Consider the following 14754-nt stretch of genomic DNA (forward strand, 5'->3'; position numbering starts at 1 on the left):
CCGTCGGCGCAACTGACGGAAATGTCGTAAAAGCTGTGTTGAAGTCAATAGCATGGCGCCAGGAAAAAATCACCTCCCGCGCGTCATTACTACGTCGCGCAGTCTCAAGATGCGCAAAGGACACAGTAATAAGCTCGAATAGCACAGGATGCCTGCAAAGATCGAGAGAATTTTTGGGGCCAGATGCGCGCGAATCTGCTTTAAGGAGCGGAAAATTCCGGGAGTTTCTTGATGTCCGAAGCACTAGCCAGCCTTGAGCCGACCTTCCTTTCCGTTGGCGCCGGCGACGATCAGCGGCAGATCGCCATACAGCAACGCGCTGCCCGGAAGGGCGCGAAGGGTGCCACCTTCGTCTGGCTCTCCGGCTATCGCTCCGACATGAGCGGCACCAAGGCGCTGGAACTCGATGCGCTCGCCGAACGGCTCGGGCTCGGCTGCATCCGCTTCGACTATTCAGGCCATGGCCGCTCCGGCGGCAAGTTTACCGACGGCACGATCTCGCGCTGGCTGGAAGAGGCGCTCGCCGTCATCGACCATACCAAGCCGAAGCGCATCGTCCTCGTCGGCTCGTCCATGGGCGGCTGGATTGCTCTGCGACTGATCCAGGAACTGCGCAAGCAAAAGAAGGCGCCCGCCATCCACGGCCTGGTGCTGATCGCTCCCGCCCCGGACTTCACCATCGATCTTATCGAACCAAACCTCTCCGACACCGAGCGCAGATCCCTGGCCGAGCGCGGCTTTTTCGAGGAGCCTTCGGAGTATAGTTCCGAGCCGAATATCTTCACGCGCGCCCTCATCGAGGACGGCCGCGCCAATCGCGTTCTGACCGGCATCGTCGAGACCGGTTGCCCGGTCCATATCCTGCAAGGCATGCAGGACGAGGACGTGCCCTTCGCGCATTCGTTAAAACTGGTCGAGCATCTGCCGGCCGACGATGTCGTGTTAACACTTGTGCGCGACGGCGATCATCGCCTGTCCCGGCAGCAGGATATCGAGCGCATGCTGGTCGCGGCAGAGACGCTGGCTCTGCATAATCTTCCATAAAAACATATAGATAGAGAAGACAAAAACCGGTGGGCAGTCTGCTCGCCGGGCCGGATTCGCGCGGCATCTCGATAATCACAAGAAGCATTCAATTGTGGCAACTATCCCTTTGATTGTGCTGAAATTAACCATATGGCCGGGTTCCGGCGTTAACACTTAAGTAACGATTGACTTTACGCACCCCCCTACATTAACAATTTGTTAACAAATGCAGGGACGATACAAGGATAGTGGGCGTGCGTATTAAGGGCGTATTCGTTGCCTTTGCGGCTATAGTTGCCATGTCGTCGTCGGCCATGCCGGCCCCGCAGAAGACCGCATCGATGACCATCGGTGCCGTCACCTCCCAGCCTATCGGCCACTATGAATTTTGCGAGCGCCACACCGACGAGTGCGGTCCGACCCGCAACACCGGCCCCGTCGACCTCACCCCGTCGACCTGGGCGCTGGTTAATCAGGTGAACCTGCGCGTCAACAAGACCATCACGCCTGCCACCGACATGGAAGTTTACGGCCAGGAAGAATATTGGGAATATCCGAAGACGGCCGGCGACTGCGAGGACTTCGCGCTTCTGAAGCGCAAGCTTCTGATCCAGCAGGGTTTTTCCGCCGCCAACCTTTTAATGACCGTCGTTCGCAAGCCCGATGGCGAAGGCCATGCCGTGCTGACGCTGCGCACCAAGCAGGGCGACTACATTCTCGATAATCTCGATGACGAGGTAAAGGTCTGGTACAAGACCCCCTATTCCTACCTGAAGCGCCAGGCGAGCTTCAATGCCGGCCGCTGGGTCACCATCGAAAACGGCAACGACGTTCTGGTCGGCGCGGTCAAGTAAGACCCGCGAAAACCAAGTCCATATAAAAAAGGCCGGCACATCTGCCGGCCTTTCGCTTTTCCAATCACTCTCCTGACCGGCCTTAAGCATTTCCGATCAATATGCCCGCCGCCAGCACCAACGAACCGCCGACCACGACCTGGAAGGCGGCGCGCAGGAACGGCGTCTCCATATATTTGTTCTGGATGAAGGCGATCGCCCAGAGCTCGAAGAAGACGACGATGGCGGCGATGGCGGTTGCCACCCAGAAGTGCGGAATGAGATAGGGCAGCGCATGGCCGAGGCCGCCGAGCGCCGTCATGATGCCGCAGGCAAGGCCGCGCTTGATCGGCGAACCGCGGCCGGAAATCTTGCCGTCGTCATGGGCAGCTTCGGTGAAACCCATGGAAATACCGGCGCCGACAGAAGCCGACAGGCCGACAAGGAAGGTCTGCCAGGTGTTTTGCGTCGCAAAGGCCGCCGCGAAGATCGGCGCCAGCGTCGAGACGGAGCCATCCATCAGGCCGGCAAGGCCCGGCTGTACATAGGTCAGCACGAACTGGCGGCGTGCATGCGCATCCTCCTCAACCTTCACGCTTTCCGGCGTGTGCTTGTCGCCCAGCATGCGCGCAACTTCCTCGTGCCCCTGTTCGGCGAGCGCGAGATCGCCAAGAAGCTGACGCGTCGAAGCATCCGAGATCTGCTTGGCCGCCTCGACATAGAAATTATAGGCTTGCTGCTCCATCGCCTCCGCCTCCTGGCGGATAGCATCGAGCGACAGGTTCTTGCGCAGCCAATCCGGCTTGCGATCATAGAAGCCGCTGACATGCTCGCGCCGGATCAGCGGGATGCGCTCGCCGAAACGCCGGCGGTGCATGTCGATCAGCGTCTTGCGATGGGTGTCCTCGACCTCGGCCATATCCTCGAACACCTTGGCGGAGTCGGGATACTGGTCGCGAAGGATATCGGCATAGGCAAGAAAGATGCGCGCGTCGTCCTCTTCGGCGGCAATGGCGACGGCGAGAATTTCCTGTTCGGACAAAGAGGCAAAGGAACGCTTCGGCGAGCGGAAGAAACCGAGCAACATCAAAATCTCCATCTTTAGAATTATTCTAATTCTAAATTGGCTGAGTGCATGGGTCAAGAGCTAAGGCATGATCCCGAAGCAGGAGGTACCGTTTTATGACGAACTGGCAGCGAAACGGGCGTGGTGACTTTGCCAGATTATTGCGACGGCAGCATGAGACACTTGGTTGCGCAGGGAAATGGCGTACATAGGAGCAGACACAAGCCCAGTGCCGCTGAAAAACTTGCGAGCGGCGGGGCCAGGAGCATGACATGGACAATGACCTGCAAGGCCGCGCCGCCCATCTGGCCGGCATCCGCGAAAGGGCGGAGGCCGAGATGACGCGTATCGGCATCGACGCCGCCTTCATCGACCGGCTGGTCGAGACGTTCTATGGCCGCATCCAAACACATTCCCGGCTCGGCCCGGTCTTCGACGGCCGGCTGGCCGGGCGCTGGCCGGACCATATGGACAAAATGAAACGCTTCTGGTCCTCCGTCGCCTTCAAGAACGGCGCCTATGGCGGCAAGCCTGTGCAGGCCCATCTCGGCGTCCAGGGCATCGCGCCCGATCTGTTTCCGGAATGGCTGGTGCTGTTTTCGGAGACGCTGGACGATATCGCACCGACGGACGAGGCCAAGGCATGGTTCATGGCAACGGCCGAGCGCATCGCCAAGAGCCTGACCTTGTCGCTGTTTTACAATCCGGCGGTGGATGATCCGGCGAAGAAGCCGTAAACCTCAGGCTCTCGCTGCAAATACAGTCGCACCAATGCTGGCGGCAACGACCAGCCCCGTACCGAACATCTGTGACGGGGTCAACGGCTGCGTCAGAATGACGAAGCCTGCGACAGCACCGATCGCCGGTTCCAGGCTCATGAGAATGCCGAAGGAGGATGTCGGCATGCGCCGCAAGGCCACCATTTCCAGCGCATAAGGCAGAAGCGGCACGAGCAGCGCAAGACCCGCCATTTCGAGGAGGCCGTGGCCGGTCAGATGCGGAACGGCGGAGGCAAAGCCGAAGGGTGTCGCGACGATGGCGGCGATGATGAGCGACATCGACAGACCCTCGAAGCCGGTAAAAACGCTGCCGACCTTCTTCGTCAGCAGGATATAGCAGGCCCATCCGGTGCCCGCGCCACAGGCAAACAATATGCCCGAGAGATTGCCGACCCACCCCTCGCCGTCATAGGCGAGCAGGAGAACGCCGATAGCGGCGATCAGCGGCCAGGCAAGCTGGCGGCTCAAGCCAAAGCCGAGGGTCGCCACCAGCAGCGGCCCGAGGAAATCGATAGCGACGGCGAGGCCAAGGGGGATGCGCTCGATCGCCGAAAAGAAGGAGAGCGTCATCAGCGCCGACACGGTGCCGAGTGTCAGCGCGCCAAGCCATTGTGCGCGGCTGTAGCGCATGACCTTCGGCCGGACGATGATCGCCAGAGCGATCGCGGCGAAAGACAAGCGAAGCCATGTCGCCCCAGCCGGCCCGAAGGTAGCTATGGCGGAGGACGACAGCGCCGCACCGAACTGGATGCAGGACATCGACAGCAGGCACATAAGAACGCCGGCGGCAATACCACCCGAGGACGCCGGCACATCCGGATGTGGCGTCAGCACCGCGCCACCATCGGTGCCGCTCTCGATCATCTTCTGGTCCATGGTCCCTCCCGTCCTGCGCGGCTTGTAGACGGCAAGCAGTGGCGGCGCAAATTCAAACTTTTCATCGGTTGGATCAGCCGCCCTGATAAGAGCGCCTCAGCCTTCGGGAACCTCAGGCTTCCAGGCCCTTCAGCACATTGGCGACATTCAGCCCAATCTCCGGCACGCCATAGCCGCCCTCCATGCAGGTGAGAACCGGCAGGCCGGCGCCGGCGACAAGCTGGCCGATGCGGGTAAAATCATCGGATGTCAGCTTGAAGAAGGAGATGGGGTCGCGTTCGAAGGTGTCGACGCCAAGAGACAACACGATCGCCTCCGCGCCGAACGCCTTGATGCGGGCGAGCGCGTCGGCAAGCGCTTCCGACCAGACAGCCCAGGGCGTGCCGCGCGGCATCGGATAATTGCGGTTGGCGCCGCGCCCTTCGCCTTCGCCCTCCTCGTCGGCATGGCCGAGGAAATAGGGAAAGGCATGGATGGGGTCGCCGTGGAGCGAAGCGGTAAAGACATCGCCGCGCTGATAGAAGATGTCCTGCGTACCGTTGCCATGGTGGAAATCGACGTCGAGGACGGCCACCTTCTTCGCGCCTTGATCGCGCAAGCGCTGCGCCGCGACGGCGGCATTGTTGATGAAGCAGTAGCCGCCGAAGAGATCGAAACCGGCATGATGGCCGGGCGGGCGGCAGAGCGCGAAGGCAAAGCGATAGCCGGCATGTAGCCAATCGGCCCCTGTGAGGGCGCAGCGCATCGAGGCAATCGCCGCTTCATAAGAACCCTTGCTGATCGAGGTATCGGCGGCATTTGCATAGTGACCGATCATGCCGACGATGTTTTCCGGCACGCGCTGGCTGGTGCGTCGCACCGGAAAGGAATTGGCGATCGCCTCGCCCTTGTAGCCGGCCGCGACCCAGCGATCCCAGACCGTGCCGAGAAAATCGAGATAGGCCGGATCGTGCACCTTGCGCGCCGTCTCCAGCCCATGCGCCTCAGGCGCCACGACATCGGTAAAGCCCGCTTCCTTCACCGCGGCCAGAATCCATTCGGCGCGGAACGGCGCTTCGAAGGGCGTCACCAGTTGGCCGTCATGCAGCTCGGTCTTGGCGTCCCTCAGCTTGTGATCTTCCGAATAAATGACACGCATGATCGGCCCCCTCGCCTGCAAAACTCACTGGATAGCACCAAGGCTTACATGGATCGCAATCCGGAAAAAAGAGCAGCCCCCGCCCTTGAACACGGCAGCAAACGACAGCACCTTCCACCTGCCTTTGCGTCAATTGGGAGATTCGCGCCACATGAAAGTCCTGATGGTCGATGTCGACGGCGTACTGGTTCATGGCAGGCCTAGCGATGGCCTGCACCTTTTCACCGATCTGGAACGCGATCTCGGCCTTAGTCGCGAGCTGATCCAGAAGGAATTCTTCCAGACCCACTGGGGCAATATCGTCACAGGCCGTGAGGACCTGGAACCCCGGCTTGCCAGCGTCCTGGCGAAAATCGCGCCCGGACTTAGCGCCGCTACACTGATCGACTATTGGTTCGAGAATGATTCCCGGCTGGATCGGACGCTGCTCGCCGATCTCGCCGCCCTGCGGGCAACGGGTATCCCGATTTATCTGGCGACCAATCAGGAGCATCGGCGCGCCGCCTACCTGATGGATAAGCTCGGGCTCTCCTCCTATGTCGACGGGATTTTCTATTCCGCGATGCTCGGATACCAGAAGCCGGCGCCGGAATTCTTCCGGCTGTCGACCGAGCGGGTCGGCATCGAGCCCAGCCAGATCGCCTTCATCGACGATTATCCCGCCAACATCGAGGCGGCGCGGCAATTCGGCTGGAAGGCGATGCATTGGGCACCGGGCTCCAGACTGGAAGACGCCCTTGCCGCGTTCTCGCTCTGAAACTTATGCAGCGATCCGCTTGAAGAAGATGGTCGTGTCGCAGAGCCCGCCCTGTGGCCATAGGGCATAGTCGGGGATGACGCCAGCGCGTTCCCAGCCGAGGCGGGGATAGATGGCTTCGGCGTCGCTGCCGGTTGCCGTGTCGAGCACCAGCAGCGTCTTGCCGCGCTTGGCCGCCTCGCGCTCCGCAGCCTCCATCAGCAGGCGGGCAAGGCCCTTGCCGCGAGCGGACCGATGCACCAGCAATTTCTTCAGATCGCCGCGATGCGGCTGGTTCGGCATCTGCGCCGCGCCGATCTGCACGGTGCCGACCACCTTGCCCTCGATGACGGCGACGAGGAGCAGGGTCGCGCCGGCCTCGACACTATCGGCCACCCCCCGCCAATATGGCGCGGCATCGTCAAGCCCATAGGGCTGCATGAAGCCGACGGAAGCGCCGCCATTGACGCAATCGGCAAGCACCTCGCAGAGATCGGCGGAGGCGGCGCGGGCTTCGGCGGCGGAGAGAAGATGAATATCGGGCATGAAACTATCCCTGGATTATGCTCGGGGGCGGTCGAGGACGACGCAATAGCGCGCCGGCTTGTCGCCCGGATTGTAAAACACATGGCCATCGCCGATGCCCATGAACAGGCAGTCGCCGGGCATCAGGTGATGCACGGTCTCGCCGACGGTCATCTCCATCTCGCCTTCGAACAGCCAGACATGCTGGCTCATGCCGCGGCTGGCGGCATTCGGCGGAAAGCTGACGCGCGCACCGGCGGGAAAGGTGACCTCGACGAGATCGACGGGTGATTGTGTGCCGGCCGGCGAGACCGCGCGGCGGACATATCCCGTTTCCGGATCGCGCCAGATGGGCTGGGCGTCGCTCCTGGCCAGGGGCGAAACGTCCTCTTCCTCCTCGGCGAAAAAGCTCGAGAGCGATAGGCCGAGTGCGGCGCACAGCCGAGCAAGCAGCGAAGCGGTTGGACTCGCCTCCGCTCGCTCGATGCGCGAGATCATTGCCCGGCTGACCGCAGAGGCGTTTGCCAGCTCATCCAGCGTCAGGCCACGAGCAATGCGCAACTGCTTGATGCGCGCACCGATCGTGATTTCCAGCTCGTCATCCATTATCTGCTCATCATCCACATCAAATTCCAGCATAAGAGAAATACATGATCAGATGATGGAATCAAGCCGAATAATGCCGCTGATAACGGCAGCGATCTCAAATGCCTGCGGTCGCGCCGATATCCCTAACAAAACCCTGCTTTTCCGCTTTGCGGCGCGGGGCGGCGCTGCTATATGGCGCGCATGAGCACCAATTCCACCACTCCGCTTTCGCACATCCGCAACTTCTCCATCGTGGCCCATATCGACCACGGCAAATCGACGCTGGCCGATCGTCTGATCCAGACGACGGGCGGGCTTGCCGAGCGCGAGATGTCCGAACAGGTGCTGGACAATATGGAGATCGAGCGCGAGCGCGGCATCACCATCAAGGCCCAGACCGTGCGCCTGCACTATAAGGCCAACAATGGCGAGACCTATATCCTCAACCTGATCGACACGCCCGGCCACGTCGACTTCGCCTACGAAGTCTCGCGTTCGCTGTCGGCCTGCGAAGGTTCGCTGCTGGTGGTCGACGCCTCACAGGGCGTGGAAGCGCAGACGCTCGCCAATGTCTATCAGGCGATCGACAACAACCACGAGATCGTCACCGTTCTCAACAAGATCGACCTGCCTGCCGCCGAACCCGACCGCATCAAGGACCAGATCGAAGAGGTCATCGGCATCGACGCCTCCGAGGCCGTGCTGATTTCGGCCAAGACCGGTCTCGGCATTCCCGACGTTCTCGAAGCCATCGTCCACAAGCTGCCGGCGCCGAAGAGCCCCGGTGGCGAAAAGGCACCGCTGAAGGCGCTGCTGGTCGACAGCTGGTACGACACCTATCTCGGCGTCATGGTTCTCGTTCGCATCATCGACGGCGTCATGACCAAGGGCCAGACCATCCGCATGATGGGCACGGACGTGAAGTACCAGGTCGAGCGCGTCGGCGTGCTGACGCCGAAAATGCTCACCGTCGAAAGCCTCGGCCCCGGCGAGATCGGCTTCATTACCGCCTCGATCAAGGAAGTGGCCGACACCCGCGTCGGCGATACCATCACAGAGGACAAGCGCCCGACCGCCGCCGCTCTGCCGGGCTTCAAGCCGGCACAGCCGGTCGTCTTCTGCGGCCTGTTCCCGGTCGACGCCGCCGATTTCGAGGATCTGCGCTCGGCCATGGGCAAGCTGCGCCTCAACGACGCCAGCTTCTCCTTCGAAATGGAATCCTCCGCCGCCCTCGGCTTTGGCTTCCGTTGCGGCTTCCTCGGCCTTCTGCATCTGGAAATCATCCAGGAGCGCCTGGAACGCGAGTTCAATCTCGACCTGATCGCCACCGCCCCGTCGGTCGTCTATCAGCTGACCATGACCGACGGCACCGAGATCGAGCTGCACAACCCGGCAGACATGCCGGATGTCGTCAAGATCGCCGAATTCCGCGAACCATGGATCAAGGCGACGATCCTGACGCCGGACGAATATCTCGGCTCGATCCTGAAGCTCTGCCAGGACCGCCGCGGCGTCCAGACCGAGCTGACCTATGTCGGCAACCGTGCCATGATCACCTACGACCTGCCGCTCAACGAAGTTGTCTTCGATTTCTACGACCGGCTGAAGTCGATCTCCAAGGGCTATGCCTCCTTCGACTATAATCTCACGGATTACCGCGACAGCGATCTCGTCAAGATGTCGATCCTCGTCAATGCCGAGCCGGTCGACGCGCTGTCCATGCTGGTCCACCGCTCGGCGGCGGAAAAGCGTGGCCGCGTGATGTGTGAAAAGCTGAAGGACCTGATCCCGCAGCACATGTTCCAGATCCCGATCCAGGCCGCCATCGGCGGGCGCATCATCGCCCGCGAGACGGTCAAGGCGCTGCGCAAGGACGTGACCGCCAAGTGCTACGGCGGCGACGCCTCCCGTAAGCGCAAGCTGCTGGACAAGCAGAAGGAAGGCAAGAAGCGCATGCGGCAGTTCGGCAAGGTCGAAATCCCGCAGGAAGCGTTTATTGCGGCGCTGAAGATGGGGGATGAGTGAGGCTCGCCTCACCCCTGCCCCATATACTCCTTCGTCAGCACCTCGAAATCCTTCATCGCCGGCAGCGCCGCATAGCTATGCTTAGCCGGAGTCGCAGCCCAGGGCAGCTTTTCGCTTGTCCAGGTCTCGACGAATGGCGTGAACCAGCTGGCGTTATCGAGCATGGTCGGGCGCAGATTGACGAACCAGTCGAGCCCCTCCAAGCGGGTAAACATCCAGCTCATGCAGCTTGGGCAGAAATAATGCTTCAGCTTTTCGTCGCGCATGCCGCCAATGACGGGCTCGCCTTGCGTGACTTCGAAACCTTCGCTCGGAATGGCGATGCTCAGCGAATAGGCGCTGGATGACATGCGTTGACAGCCGGTGCAATGGCAGGCCATGGCGAGCAGAGGCTTGGCGCTGATCTTCAGCCGCACCTGCCCGCAACGGCAGCCGCCTTCCCATGGTAGGTCAGGCTTGCTCATAGGTTGGTCTCCTCCCGCTTCATTCGATGCGTTTCTCTGAAAATGCCATCGGTATCGTATAATCGCTAGTCGGATCGTGCATCGGGCTTCAAATCGAGATGAAATGCGCATATGATCTGCGCATATTATGGAGTGACCCATGGTAACGCACGCGACAAGGCGATCCGCCAATCTTACTCTCAATAAGGATATCCTTTCCGAAGCACGCGAGCTGGGTATCAATATTTCTCGCGCAGCCGAGGACGGTCTTTCGCGGGCGATCAGAAGCGAACGCGAGCGCCGGTGGCGCGCTGAAAACGCCGAGGCGATAGCGGATGCGAATGCCTATATCGAGAACCACGGCTTGCCGCTGGCCAAGTATCGTCAGTTCTAATGGCACGATTTCATATTTATCAATTGCGGTTCGGCGCCGGTCTGGTCATGGATCTTCAAGCGGGTTTGCTTGATGACCTGAAAAGTCGCGTTGTCGCGCCGCTGGTGCCAACAGAAATTGCCGGACGATCTATCAATCGTCTTACGCCTCTGATCACCCTCGCAGACCGGTCCTACTCCGTGGCAATGCATCTTATGTCAGCGATACCGGTTTCAGATATCGGGGACATGGTATTGGATGCAACTGATCAGGGAGACAAATTCACGGCAGCGATCGATATGGTTTTTCAAGGATTTTGAGCCGATACCAGATCGAACTTTGTCTCAAAAGATCCCAATCGCAAAACCAAGCTACGACGCTTCGCGAAGCCCCATATCCGTCTGAATCGTCCTCACCCACGCCCGCGCGATCGCCAGCCCGGCCGTCTCGGCCGGCGCCGCATGCTGTGCGGCGATCTCGGGAAAGCGCTCCAGCCAGCCGGGTTCGATGCGCTCGATTGTCTCCTTGAAATCTCTCCGCCAGCCTTCGACTACGGCGGCATTGGCCTCGAAATGGAACTGCGTGCCGTAGGTGGCACGGCCGATGCGGTAGGCCTGGTTGCGGGCGATATCGTTGGTGGCAAGCCGCACTGCCTCTGCGGGCAGCGTGAACGTATCGGAATGCCATTCGAAGATGGTGAATTCGTCGCCGACACCCGATAGCAGCGGATCGGCCTTCCCCGCCTCGGTGACGCCGACCGTCTTCCAGCCGAATTCGCGGGCGGCACCGATGAGGTTTTCGGCCTCATAGGCGCGCGCCAGGATCTGGCTGCCGAGGCAGATGCCGAGCACGGCCTTGTCGGCTTCCGTGAAGCGGCGCATCAGTTGCGCCAGGTCCGGCAGATAGGGGTGGGTTTCGTCATCGCGGGCATTCTGCTCGCCGCCGAGCACGACGAGCGCGTCATGCGCCGTGACGTCCTTCGGAAGAGGCTCACCGTCCCAGGCGCGGAACCATTCGAGCTCCGCCCCCGCCTCCTTCAGCGCCATGCCAAGGGCGCCAAGCGGCGTGCTCTTCATATTCTCGACGATTGCGACCCGCATTCCCGTGATTCCCGAAAGTTGCCCAGACAAAGATGACCATGAGCCGATCGACGGCGCAAGAGCGGGGCGCTTGCGGCCGGTCAAAGCCGAGCCTAAATGTCAGAAAACAACGAGGAAGCCGATGATGAGCGACAAGCCGCGGATCACCATTCTCTATTGCACCCAATGCAACTGGCTGCTGCGGTCCGGCTGGATGGCGCAGGAGCTGTTGCAGACCTTCGCCGACAGCCTCGGCGAAGTCGCATTGATCCCCGGCACCGGCGGTGTCTTCGAAATCCGTATCGATGGAGAATTGCTGTGGGAGCGCAAGCGCGACGGCGGCTTTCCGGGACCGAAGGAACTGAAGCAGCGGGTGCGCGACGTCATCGATCCCGATCGCGATCTCGGTCATACGGACCGTGCATCGCTGGAGAGCTGACCGATCGTTCCAGAGGAGGCGCAGCCCGGATAGGCGCGCCTCCGTCTTGTTATTTGTCTTTCTTGCCGAAGCCCATGGGGGTTCCAGCCTGTTTGACGGCAAAGCCCGGCTGCGGCTTTGGAGCTTCGGCTGTCTTGTCCTTCTTGGGTTTTCGCGTTTCGCGATTTCCTCTTACTTGACCCTTTGCCATTTCAGGCTCCTTGTTTGGATCGCGACCACATGGAAGCGATGACATCTTACGGACCGCCTAAGTCGCGCCAAAAGCAAGCGATTTATTTCGCTTTCATCTCAAGATCTCGGCAAAAGACGCGAACCGGCGTTGAAATCGCTGGCTGGCGGCGCTCGATCATCGATAGGGCGAGCGGCAGGCCTGGGAGCCATTGTGGAGCGTGGTGTAGAGGTTCGTCCCCGGATTGTAGGTCCGATAGCGGTCGCTGCACCAGATCCGATGCCGGGCGCGATTGTCGAACGGCGCGCCATAATTGGTTTTCGGCGGGACATAGTTGTTGCGCGGAGGGATGACGATCCTGGGATTGTCATAACGATTCCTGCCGCCAAGGGCCGGAGGCGGATTGGGGATTGGCTGGCCGGGCCGTCGATACCATTGCTGCCGCCCGAAACCGAAACAGCCGCGAGAGTCGCAAAGAACGGATCCATTGGCGCGGGGCGGGATGACGATCGTCGGGTTTTTCGAGGCCGCATGGCTGACATCCAGGGGCAGCAACAAAGCGAGGCCGAGAGCGCAGCCATATGCGATTTTGGCGACAACAGTCATAACAGGCCCCCGTATTGCTGGTCCGGGCGACGCAACGTCGCCTCTTCAATGGCTCGTCTTTGTATTTGGGTCCTCGCCCCAAACAAAACCAGTGCCGCAATGGGAGGCATTTGGCCCTCATCGATCAGTTGATCCTTTTCTCGGCTTGTTTCATAAGAAGCGCAAAGATTACGAGGAGATTGCACGTGAGCAGCTTGAAATTCGGCACCAGCGGCCTTCGCGGCCTGTCAGTGGATCTCGTGGGACGGGCGTCGGCTCTCTATGCTACGGCCTTTGCCCGCCATCTGCTGAAAAGCGGCCAGGCACAGCCCGGCGATCTCATTCTTGTCGGCCGGGACTTCCGCGATTCCAGCCCGTCGATTTCGGCCACCTGCATCGGCGCGCTGAAGCGTGCCGGCTTCACGCCGGTCGATTGCGGCACGCTGCCGACACCGGCGCTGGCGCTTTACGGGCTGGGGCTCAAGGCCGCGTCTCTGATGATCACCGGTTCGCATATTCCGGCCGACCGCAACGGCATCAAATTCTATCGCCCGGACGGCGAAATCGACAAGCAGGACGAGTTGGCGATCAGTGCCGAGGCCGCGGCGATCGGTGATGCAAGCCTGGATGAAACACCCGGCATCGGCGAAGATCGCACGGCGGAGACCGAGGAGCTGTTCTTCGAGCGCAATACCGGCCTGCTGCCGGCCGATAGCCTCTCCGGCCTGACCGTCGGCGTCTATCAGCACAGCACGGTGGCACGCGACCTGCTTGGCCTGGTGCTCGCGCACTACGGCGCCCACGTCGTGCCGCTCGGCCGCTCCGAAAGCTTTATCCCCGTCGATACCGAGGCGGTCTCTCCGGATACCGTCCGGCTGCTGAAGGGCTGGGCGCCGGAACATGGGCTGGATGCGATCGTCTCGGCCGATGGCGACGGTGACCGGCCACTGGTCGCGGACGAAACCGGCGAGCCGCTACGCGGCGACCTGCTCGGCCTGATCGCGGCGAATTTCCTTGGAGCGGAGGTCGTGGTGACGCCCGTCACCTCCAATTCCGGCATCGAGGCCGCGGGTTCCTATTCGGTCACCCGCACCCGCGTCGGCTCACCCTATGTCATCGCCGGCATGGACGAGGCCGTGGCGGCCGGCAAGACCAATGTCATGGGCTTCGAGGCCAATGGCGGCACGCTGACGGCCAGCCGCTTCATCATCGAAGGCCAGCCCGTACGCGCCCTGCCAACGCGCGACAGCTTCCTGCCGATTCTGGCGACGCTTTACGCCGCCGCGAGCACCAAACGGCCGCTCTCGTCGGTTGCCAACAGCTACCGCCTGCCCTTCGCCGCCGCCGACCGGCTGGAGAATTTTCCGGTCGAAACCAGCGCCGCGCTGATGGCCTATCTGCGCGCCTCCGACGCGAATCTCGCAAGCTTCCTGGCGCCCGTCGCCGGTGTGGCGTCGAAGAGCGATATCGACGGATTGCGGGTGACGCTTGCCGATGGCCGCATCATCCATTTCCGCCCCTCCGGAAATGCGCCGGAAATGCGCTGCTATGTCGAAGCAGCGGGAGAAAACCAAGCAAAGGCCCTGCTGGAACAGGGACTTGGCCTCATCCGTGCCTGGGCGAAAGCCCGGGCATAGGCCGGGCTTCAACCGCTTTTTTCCAGATTGACACGAAAACTTCAAAAACCCTGTTGACACCGGAGAGCCACCCCCTTACATGCGTGTCCGTCGCCCAGATGGCGGAATTGGTAGACGCGCCAGCTTCAGGTGCTGGTACCCGAAAGGGTGTGGAGGTTCGAGTCCTCTTCTGGGCACCATTCCATTTTTCCAACGTTGATTTCGTTGGTTCTTTCATCGAATTTTGTCGCATAAATTCCCCTTCGGGGGCGAGACGGAGTTCGATGACAATCCCCCGAACAGCATCACTATATCCGCCCAGGACAGCGGTTCCGGGCGCCTGCGCGAAATTGCGTCGGCCGCTTGCCCGACCGTCTCTCCGAGCAGATCCGTCAGCCTTCGCATCTTCCATGTGCCGCTCCATGCCCGACACGGGATCGCCATGCATATTGGCACGT

At 61.1% G+C, this 14754-nt stretch carries 18 protein-coding genes and 1 tRNA gene; 10 read left to right on the forward strand and 9 right to left on the reverse strand.

The genetic code is table 11. From position 1 onward, the window contains the following. The first annotated feature begins 231 nt into the window (after nt 1-231). Both AB6803_RS15995 and AB6803_RS16000 read left to right on the forward strand, forming a co-directional pair. Nucleotides 232-1044, forward strand: coding sequence for an alpha/beta hydrolase (locus AB6803_RS15995; protein ID WP_371109797.1), 813 nt, complete (start codon nt 232-234; stop codon nt 1042-1044). A gap of 236 nt (nt 1045-1280) precedes the next feature. Beyond that, on the forward strand, nt 1281-1880 hold the full coding sequence (locus AB6803_RS16000; protein WP_371109798.1) for a transglutaminase-like cysteine peptidase: 600 nt from the start codon (nt 1281-1283) through the stop codon (nt 1878-1880). An 82-nt stretch (nt 1881-1962) separates the two neighbouring features. Here the strand turns inward: AB6803_RS16000 and mbfA are convergent, their stop codons facing one another. Beyond that, a complete protein-coding gene (gene mbfA / locus AB6803_RS16005; protein ID WP_371109799.1) occupies nt 1963-2946 on the reverse strand; it encodes an iron exporter MbfA in 984 nt (327 codons plus the stop codon). 251 nt (nt 2947-3197) lie between these two features. Between mbfA and AB6803_RS16010 the strand changes: the two genes are divergently transcribed. Next, nucleotides 3198-3662, forward strand: a complete 465-nt coding sequence (locus AB6803_RS16010) for a group III truncated hemoglobin (protein WP_371109800.1) — start codon at nt 3198-3200, stop codon at nt 3660-3662. A gap of 3 nt (nt 3663-3665) precedes the next feature. Here the strand turns inward: AB6803_RS16010 and AB6803_RS16015 are convergent, their stop codons facing one another. Both AB6803_RS16015 and AB6803_RS16020 read right to left on the reverse strand, forming a co-directional pair. Continuing rightward, entirely contained in the window at nt 3666-4580 is a 915-nt protein-coding gene (locus tag AB6803_RS16015) for a DMT family transporter (protein WP_371109801.1), read from the reverse strand. Between the two features lie 112 nt (nt 4581-4692). Further along, the gene (locus AB6803_RS16020) at nt 4693-5718 is read right to left on the reverse strand and encodes a histone deacetylase family protein (protein ID WP_371109802.1); all 1026 of its coding nucleotides are present in this window, start codon (nt 5716-5718) and stop codon (nt 4693-4695) included. 151 nt (nt 5719-5869) lie between these two features. On the opposite strand from AB6803_RS16020, the gene AB6803_RS16025 reads away from it, so the two are divergent. Next, nucleotides 5870-6475 carry an HAD family hydrolase gene (locus tag AB6803_RS16025; protein ID WP_371109803.1) on the forward strand — a complete coding sequence of 202 codons (606 nt, stop codon included), beginning with the start codon at nt 5870-5872 and terminating at the stop codon, nt 6473-6475. A 3-nt stretch (nt 6476-6478) separates the two neighbouring features. Here the strand turns inward: AB6803_RS16025 and AB6803_RS16030 are convergent, their stop codons facing one another. Together AB6803_RS16030 and AB6803_RS16035 are read right to left on the reverse strand one after the other, a co-directional pair. Continuing rightward, nucleotides 6479-7000, reverse strand: a complete 522-nt coding sequence (locus AB6803_RS16030; protein ID WP_371109804.1) for a GNAT family N-acetyltransferase — start codon at nt 6998-7000, stop codon at nt 6479-6481. A 15-nt stretch (nt 7001-7015) separates the two neighbouring features. Then, nucleotides 7016-7585: a helix-turn-helix domain-containing protein gene (locus AB6803_RS16035; protein ID WP_371109805.1), complete on the reverse strand. Its 570-nt coding sequence runs from the start codon at nt 7583-7585 to the stop codon at nt 7016-7018. Between the two features lie 174 nt (nt 7586-7759). Between AB6803_RS16035 and lepA the strand changes: the two genes are divergently transcribed. Next, nucleotides 7760-9592, forward strand: a complete 1833-nt coding sequence (gene lepA, locus AB6803_RS16040) for a translation elongation factor 4 (RefSeq protein WP_174049965.1) — start codon at nt 7760-7762, stop codon at nt 9590-9592. A gap of 8 nt (nt 9593-9600) precedes the next feature. Here lepA and AB6803_RS16045 read toward each other — a convergent pair whose 3' ends face one another. Continuing rightward, nucleotides 9601-10056, reverse strand: coding sequence for a GFA family protein (locus tag AB6803_RS16045; RefSeq protein WP_371109806.1), 456 nt, complete (start codon nt 10054-10056; stop codon nt 9601-9603). A gap of 139 nt (nt 10057-10195) precedes the next feature. On the opposite strand from AB6803_RS16045, the gene AB6803_RS16050 reads away from it, so the two are divergent. Then, entirely contained in the window at nt 10196-10429 is a 234-nt protein-coding gene (locus AB6803_RS16050; protein WP_371109807.1) for a type II toxin-antitoxin system CcdA family antitoxin, read from the forward strand. Beyond that, entirely contained in the window at nt 10429-10728 is a 300-nt protein-coding gene (locus tag AB6803_RS16055; RefSeq protein ID WP_371109808.1) for a CcdB family protein, read from the forward strand. The genes AB6803_RS16050 and AB6803_RS16055 overlap by 1 nt, the downstream gene beginning before the upstream one ends. A 51-nt stretch (nt 10729-10779) precedes the next feature. On the opposite strand, the gene AB6803_RS16060 is transcribed toward AB6803_RS16055, so the two are convergent. Then, nucleotides 10780-11508, reverse strand: coding sequence for a type 1 glutamine amidotransferase (locus tag AB6803_RS16060; protein WP_371109809.1), 729 nt, complete (start codon nt 11506-11508; stop codon nt 10780-10782). 124 nt (nt 11509-11632) lie between these two features. On the opposite strand from AB6803_RS16060, the gene AB6803_RS16065 reads away from it, so the two are divergent. Then, nucleotides 11633-11926: a SelT/SelW/SelH family protein gene (locus tag AB6803_RS16065; RefSeq protein ID WP_371109810.1), complete on the forward strand. Its 294-nt coding sequence runs from the start codon at nt 11633-11635 to the stop codon at nt 11924-11926. Between the two features lie 49 nt (nt 11927-11975). On the opposite strand, the gene AB6803_RS16070 is transcribed toward AB6803_RS16065, so the two are convergent. Then, nucleotides 11976-12116, reverse strand: coding sequence for a hypothetical protein (locus AB6803_RS16070; RefSeq protein ID WP_007692629.1), 141 nt, complete (start codon nt 12114-12116; stop codon nt 11976-11978). Nucleotides 12117-12272: 156 nt separating this feature from the next. Next, nucleotides 12273-12701: a hypothetical protein gene (locus AB6803_RS16075; RefSeq protein ID WP_371109811.1), complete on the reverse strand. Its 429-nt coding sequence runs from the start codon at nt 12699-12701 to the stop codon at nt 12273-12275. A gap of 194 nt (nt 12702-12895) precedes the next feature. Here AB6803_RS16075 and AB6803_RS16080 point away from each other — a divergent pair, with 194 nt between their 5' ends. After that, entirely contained in the window at nt 12896-14317 is a 1422-nt protein-coding gene (locus tag AB6803_RS16080; protein WP_371109958.1) for a phosphomannomutase, read from the forward strand. Between the two features lie 92 nt (nt 14318-14409). Further along, nucleotides 14410-14496 (forward strand) — tRNA-Leu (locus AB6803_RS16085). The last annotated feature ends 258 nt before the right edge of the window (nt 14497-14754 follow it).

The organism is Rhizobium sp. RCC_161_2 (assembly GCF_041355235.1).
In the GTDB taxonomy this organism is placed as follows: domain Bacteria; phylum Pseudomonadota; class Alphaproteobacteria; order Rhizobiales; family Rhizobiaceae; genus Rhizobium.

What these genes read in the sequence shown, in the direction of transcription:
- AB6803_RS15995 (WP_371109797.1), top strand. Translation starts at nt 232, where the DNA reads ATGTCCGAAGCACTAGCCAGCCTTGAGCCGACCTTCCTTTCCGTTGGC.
- mbfA (WP_371109799.1), bottom strand. Translation starts at nt 2,946, where the DNA reads ATGTTGCTCGGTTTCTTCCGCTCGCCGAAGCGTTCCTTTGCCTCTTTG.
- AB6803_RS16010 (WP_371109800.1), top strand. Translation starts at nt 3,198, where the DNA reads ATGGACAATGACCTGCAAGGCCGCGCCGCCCATCTGGCCGGCATCCGC.
- AB6803_RS16015 (WP_371109801.1), bottom strand. Translation starts at nt 4,580, where the DNA reads ATGGACCAGAAGATGATCGAGAGCGGCACCGATGGTGGCGCGGTGCTG.
- AB6803_RS16020 (WP_371109802.1), bottom strand. Translation starts at nt 5,718, where the DNA reads ATGCGTGTCATTTATTCGGAAGATCACAAGCTGAGGGACGCCAAGACC.
- AB6803_RS16025 (WP_371109803.1), top strand. Translation starts at nt 5,870, where the DNA reads ATGAAAGTCCTGATGGTCGATGTCGACGGCGTACTGGTTCATGGCAGG.
- AB6803_RS16030 (WP_371109804.1), bottom strand. Translation starts at nt 7,000, where the DNA reads ATGCCCGATATTCATCTTCTCTCCGCCGCCGAAGCCCGCGCCGCCTCC.
- AB6803_RS16035 (WP_371109805.1), bottom strand. Translation starts at nt 7,585, where the DNA reads ATGGATGACGAGCTGGAAATCACGATCGGTGCGCGCATCAAGCAGTTG.
- lepA (WP_174049965.1), top strand. Translation starts at nt 7,760, where the DNA reads ATGGCGCGCATGAGCACCAATTCCACCACTCCGCTTTCGCACATCCGC.
- AB6803_RS16045 (WP_371109806.1), bottom strand. Translation starts at nt 10,056, where the DNA reads ATGAGCAAGCCTGACCTACCATGGGAAGGCGGCTGCCGTTGCGGGCAG.
- AB6803_RS16050 (WP_371109807.1), top strand. Translation starts at nt 10,196, where the DNA reads ATGGTAACGCACGCGACAAGGCGATCCGCCAATCTTACTCTCAATAAG.
- AB6803_RS16055 (WP_371109808.1), top strand. Translation starts at nt 10,429, where the DNA reads ATGGCACGATTTCATATTTATCAATTGCGGTTCGGCGCCGGTCTGGTC.
- AB6803_RS16060 (WP_371109809.1), bottom strand. Translation starts at nt 11,508, where the DNA reads ATGCGGGTCGCAATCGTCGAGAATATGAAGAGCACGCCGCTTGGCGCC.
- AB6803_RS16065 (WP_371109810.1), top strand. Translation starts at nt 11,633, where the DNA reads ATGAGCGACAAGCCGCGGATCACCATTCTCTATTGCACCCAATGCAAC.
- AB6803_RS16070 (WP_007692629.1), bottom strand. Translation starts at nt 12,116, where the DNA reads ATGGCAAAGGGTCAAGTAAGAGGAAATCGCGAAACGCGAAAACCCAAG.
- AB6803_RS16075 (WP_371109811.1), bottom strand. Translation starts at nt 12,701, where the DNA reads ATGACTGTTGTCGCCAAAATCGCATATGGCTGCGCTCTCGGCCTCGCT.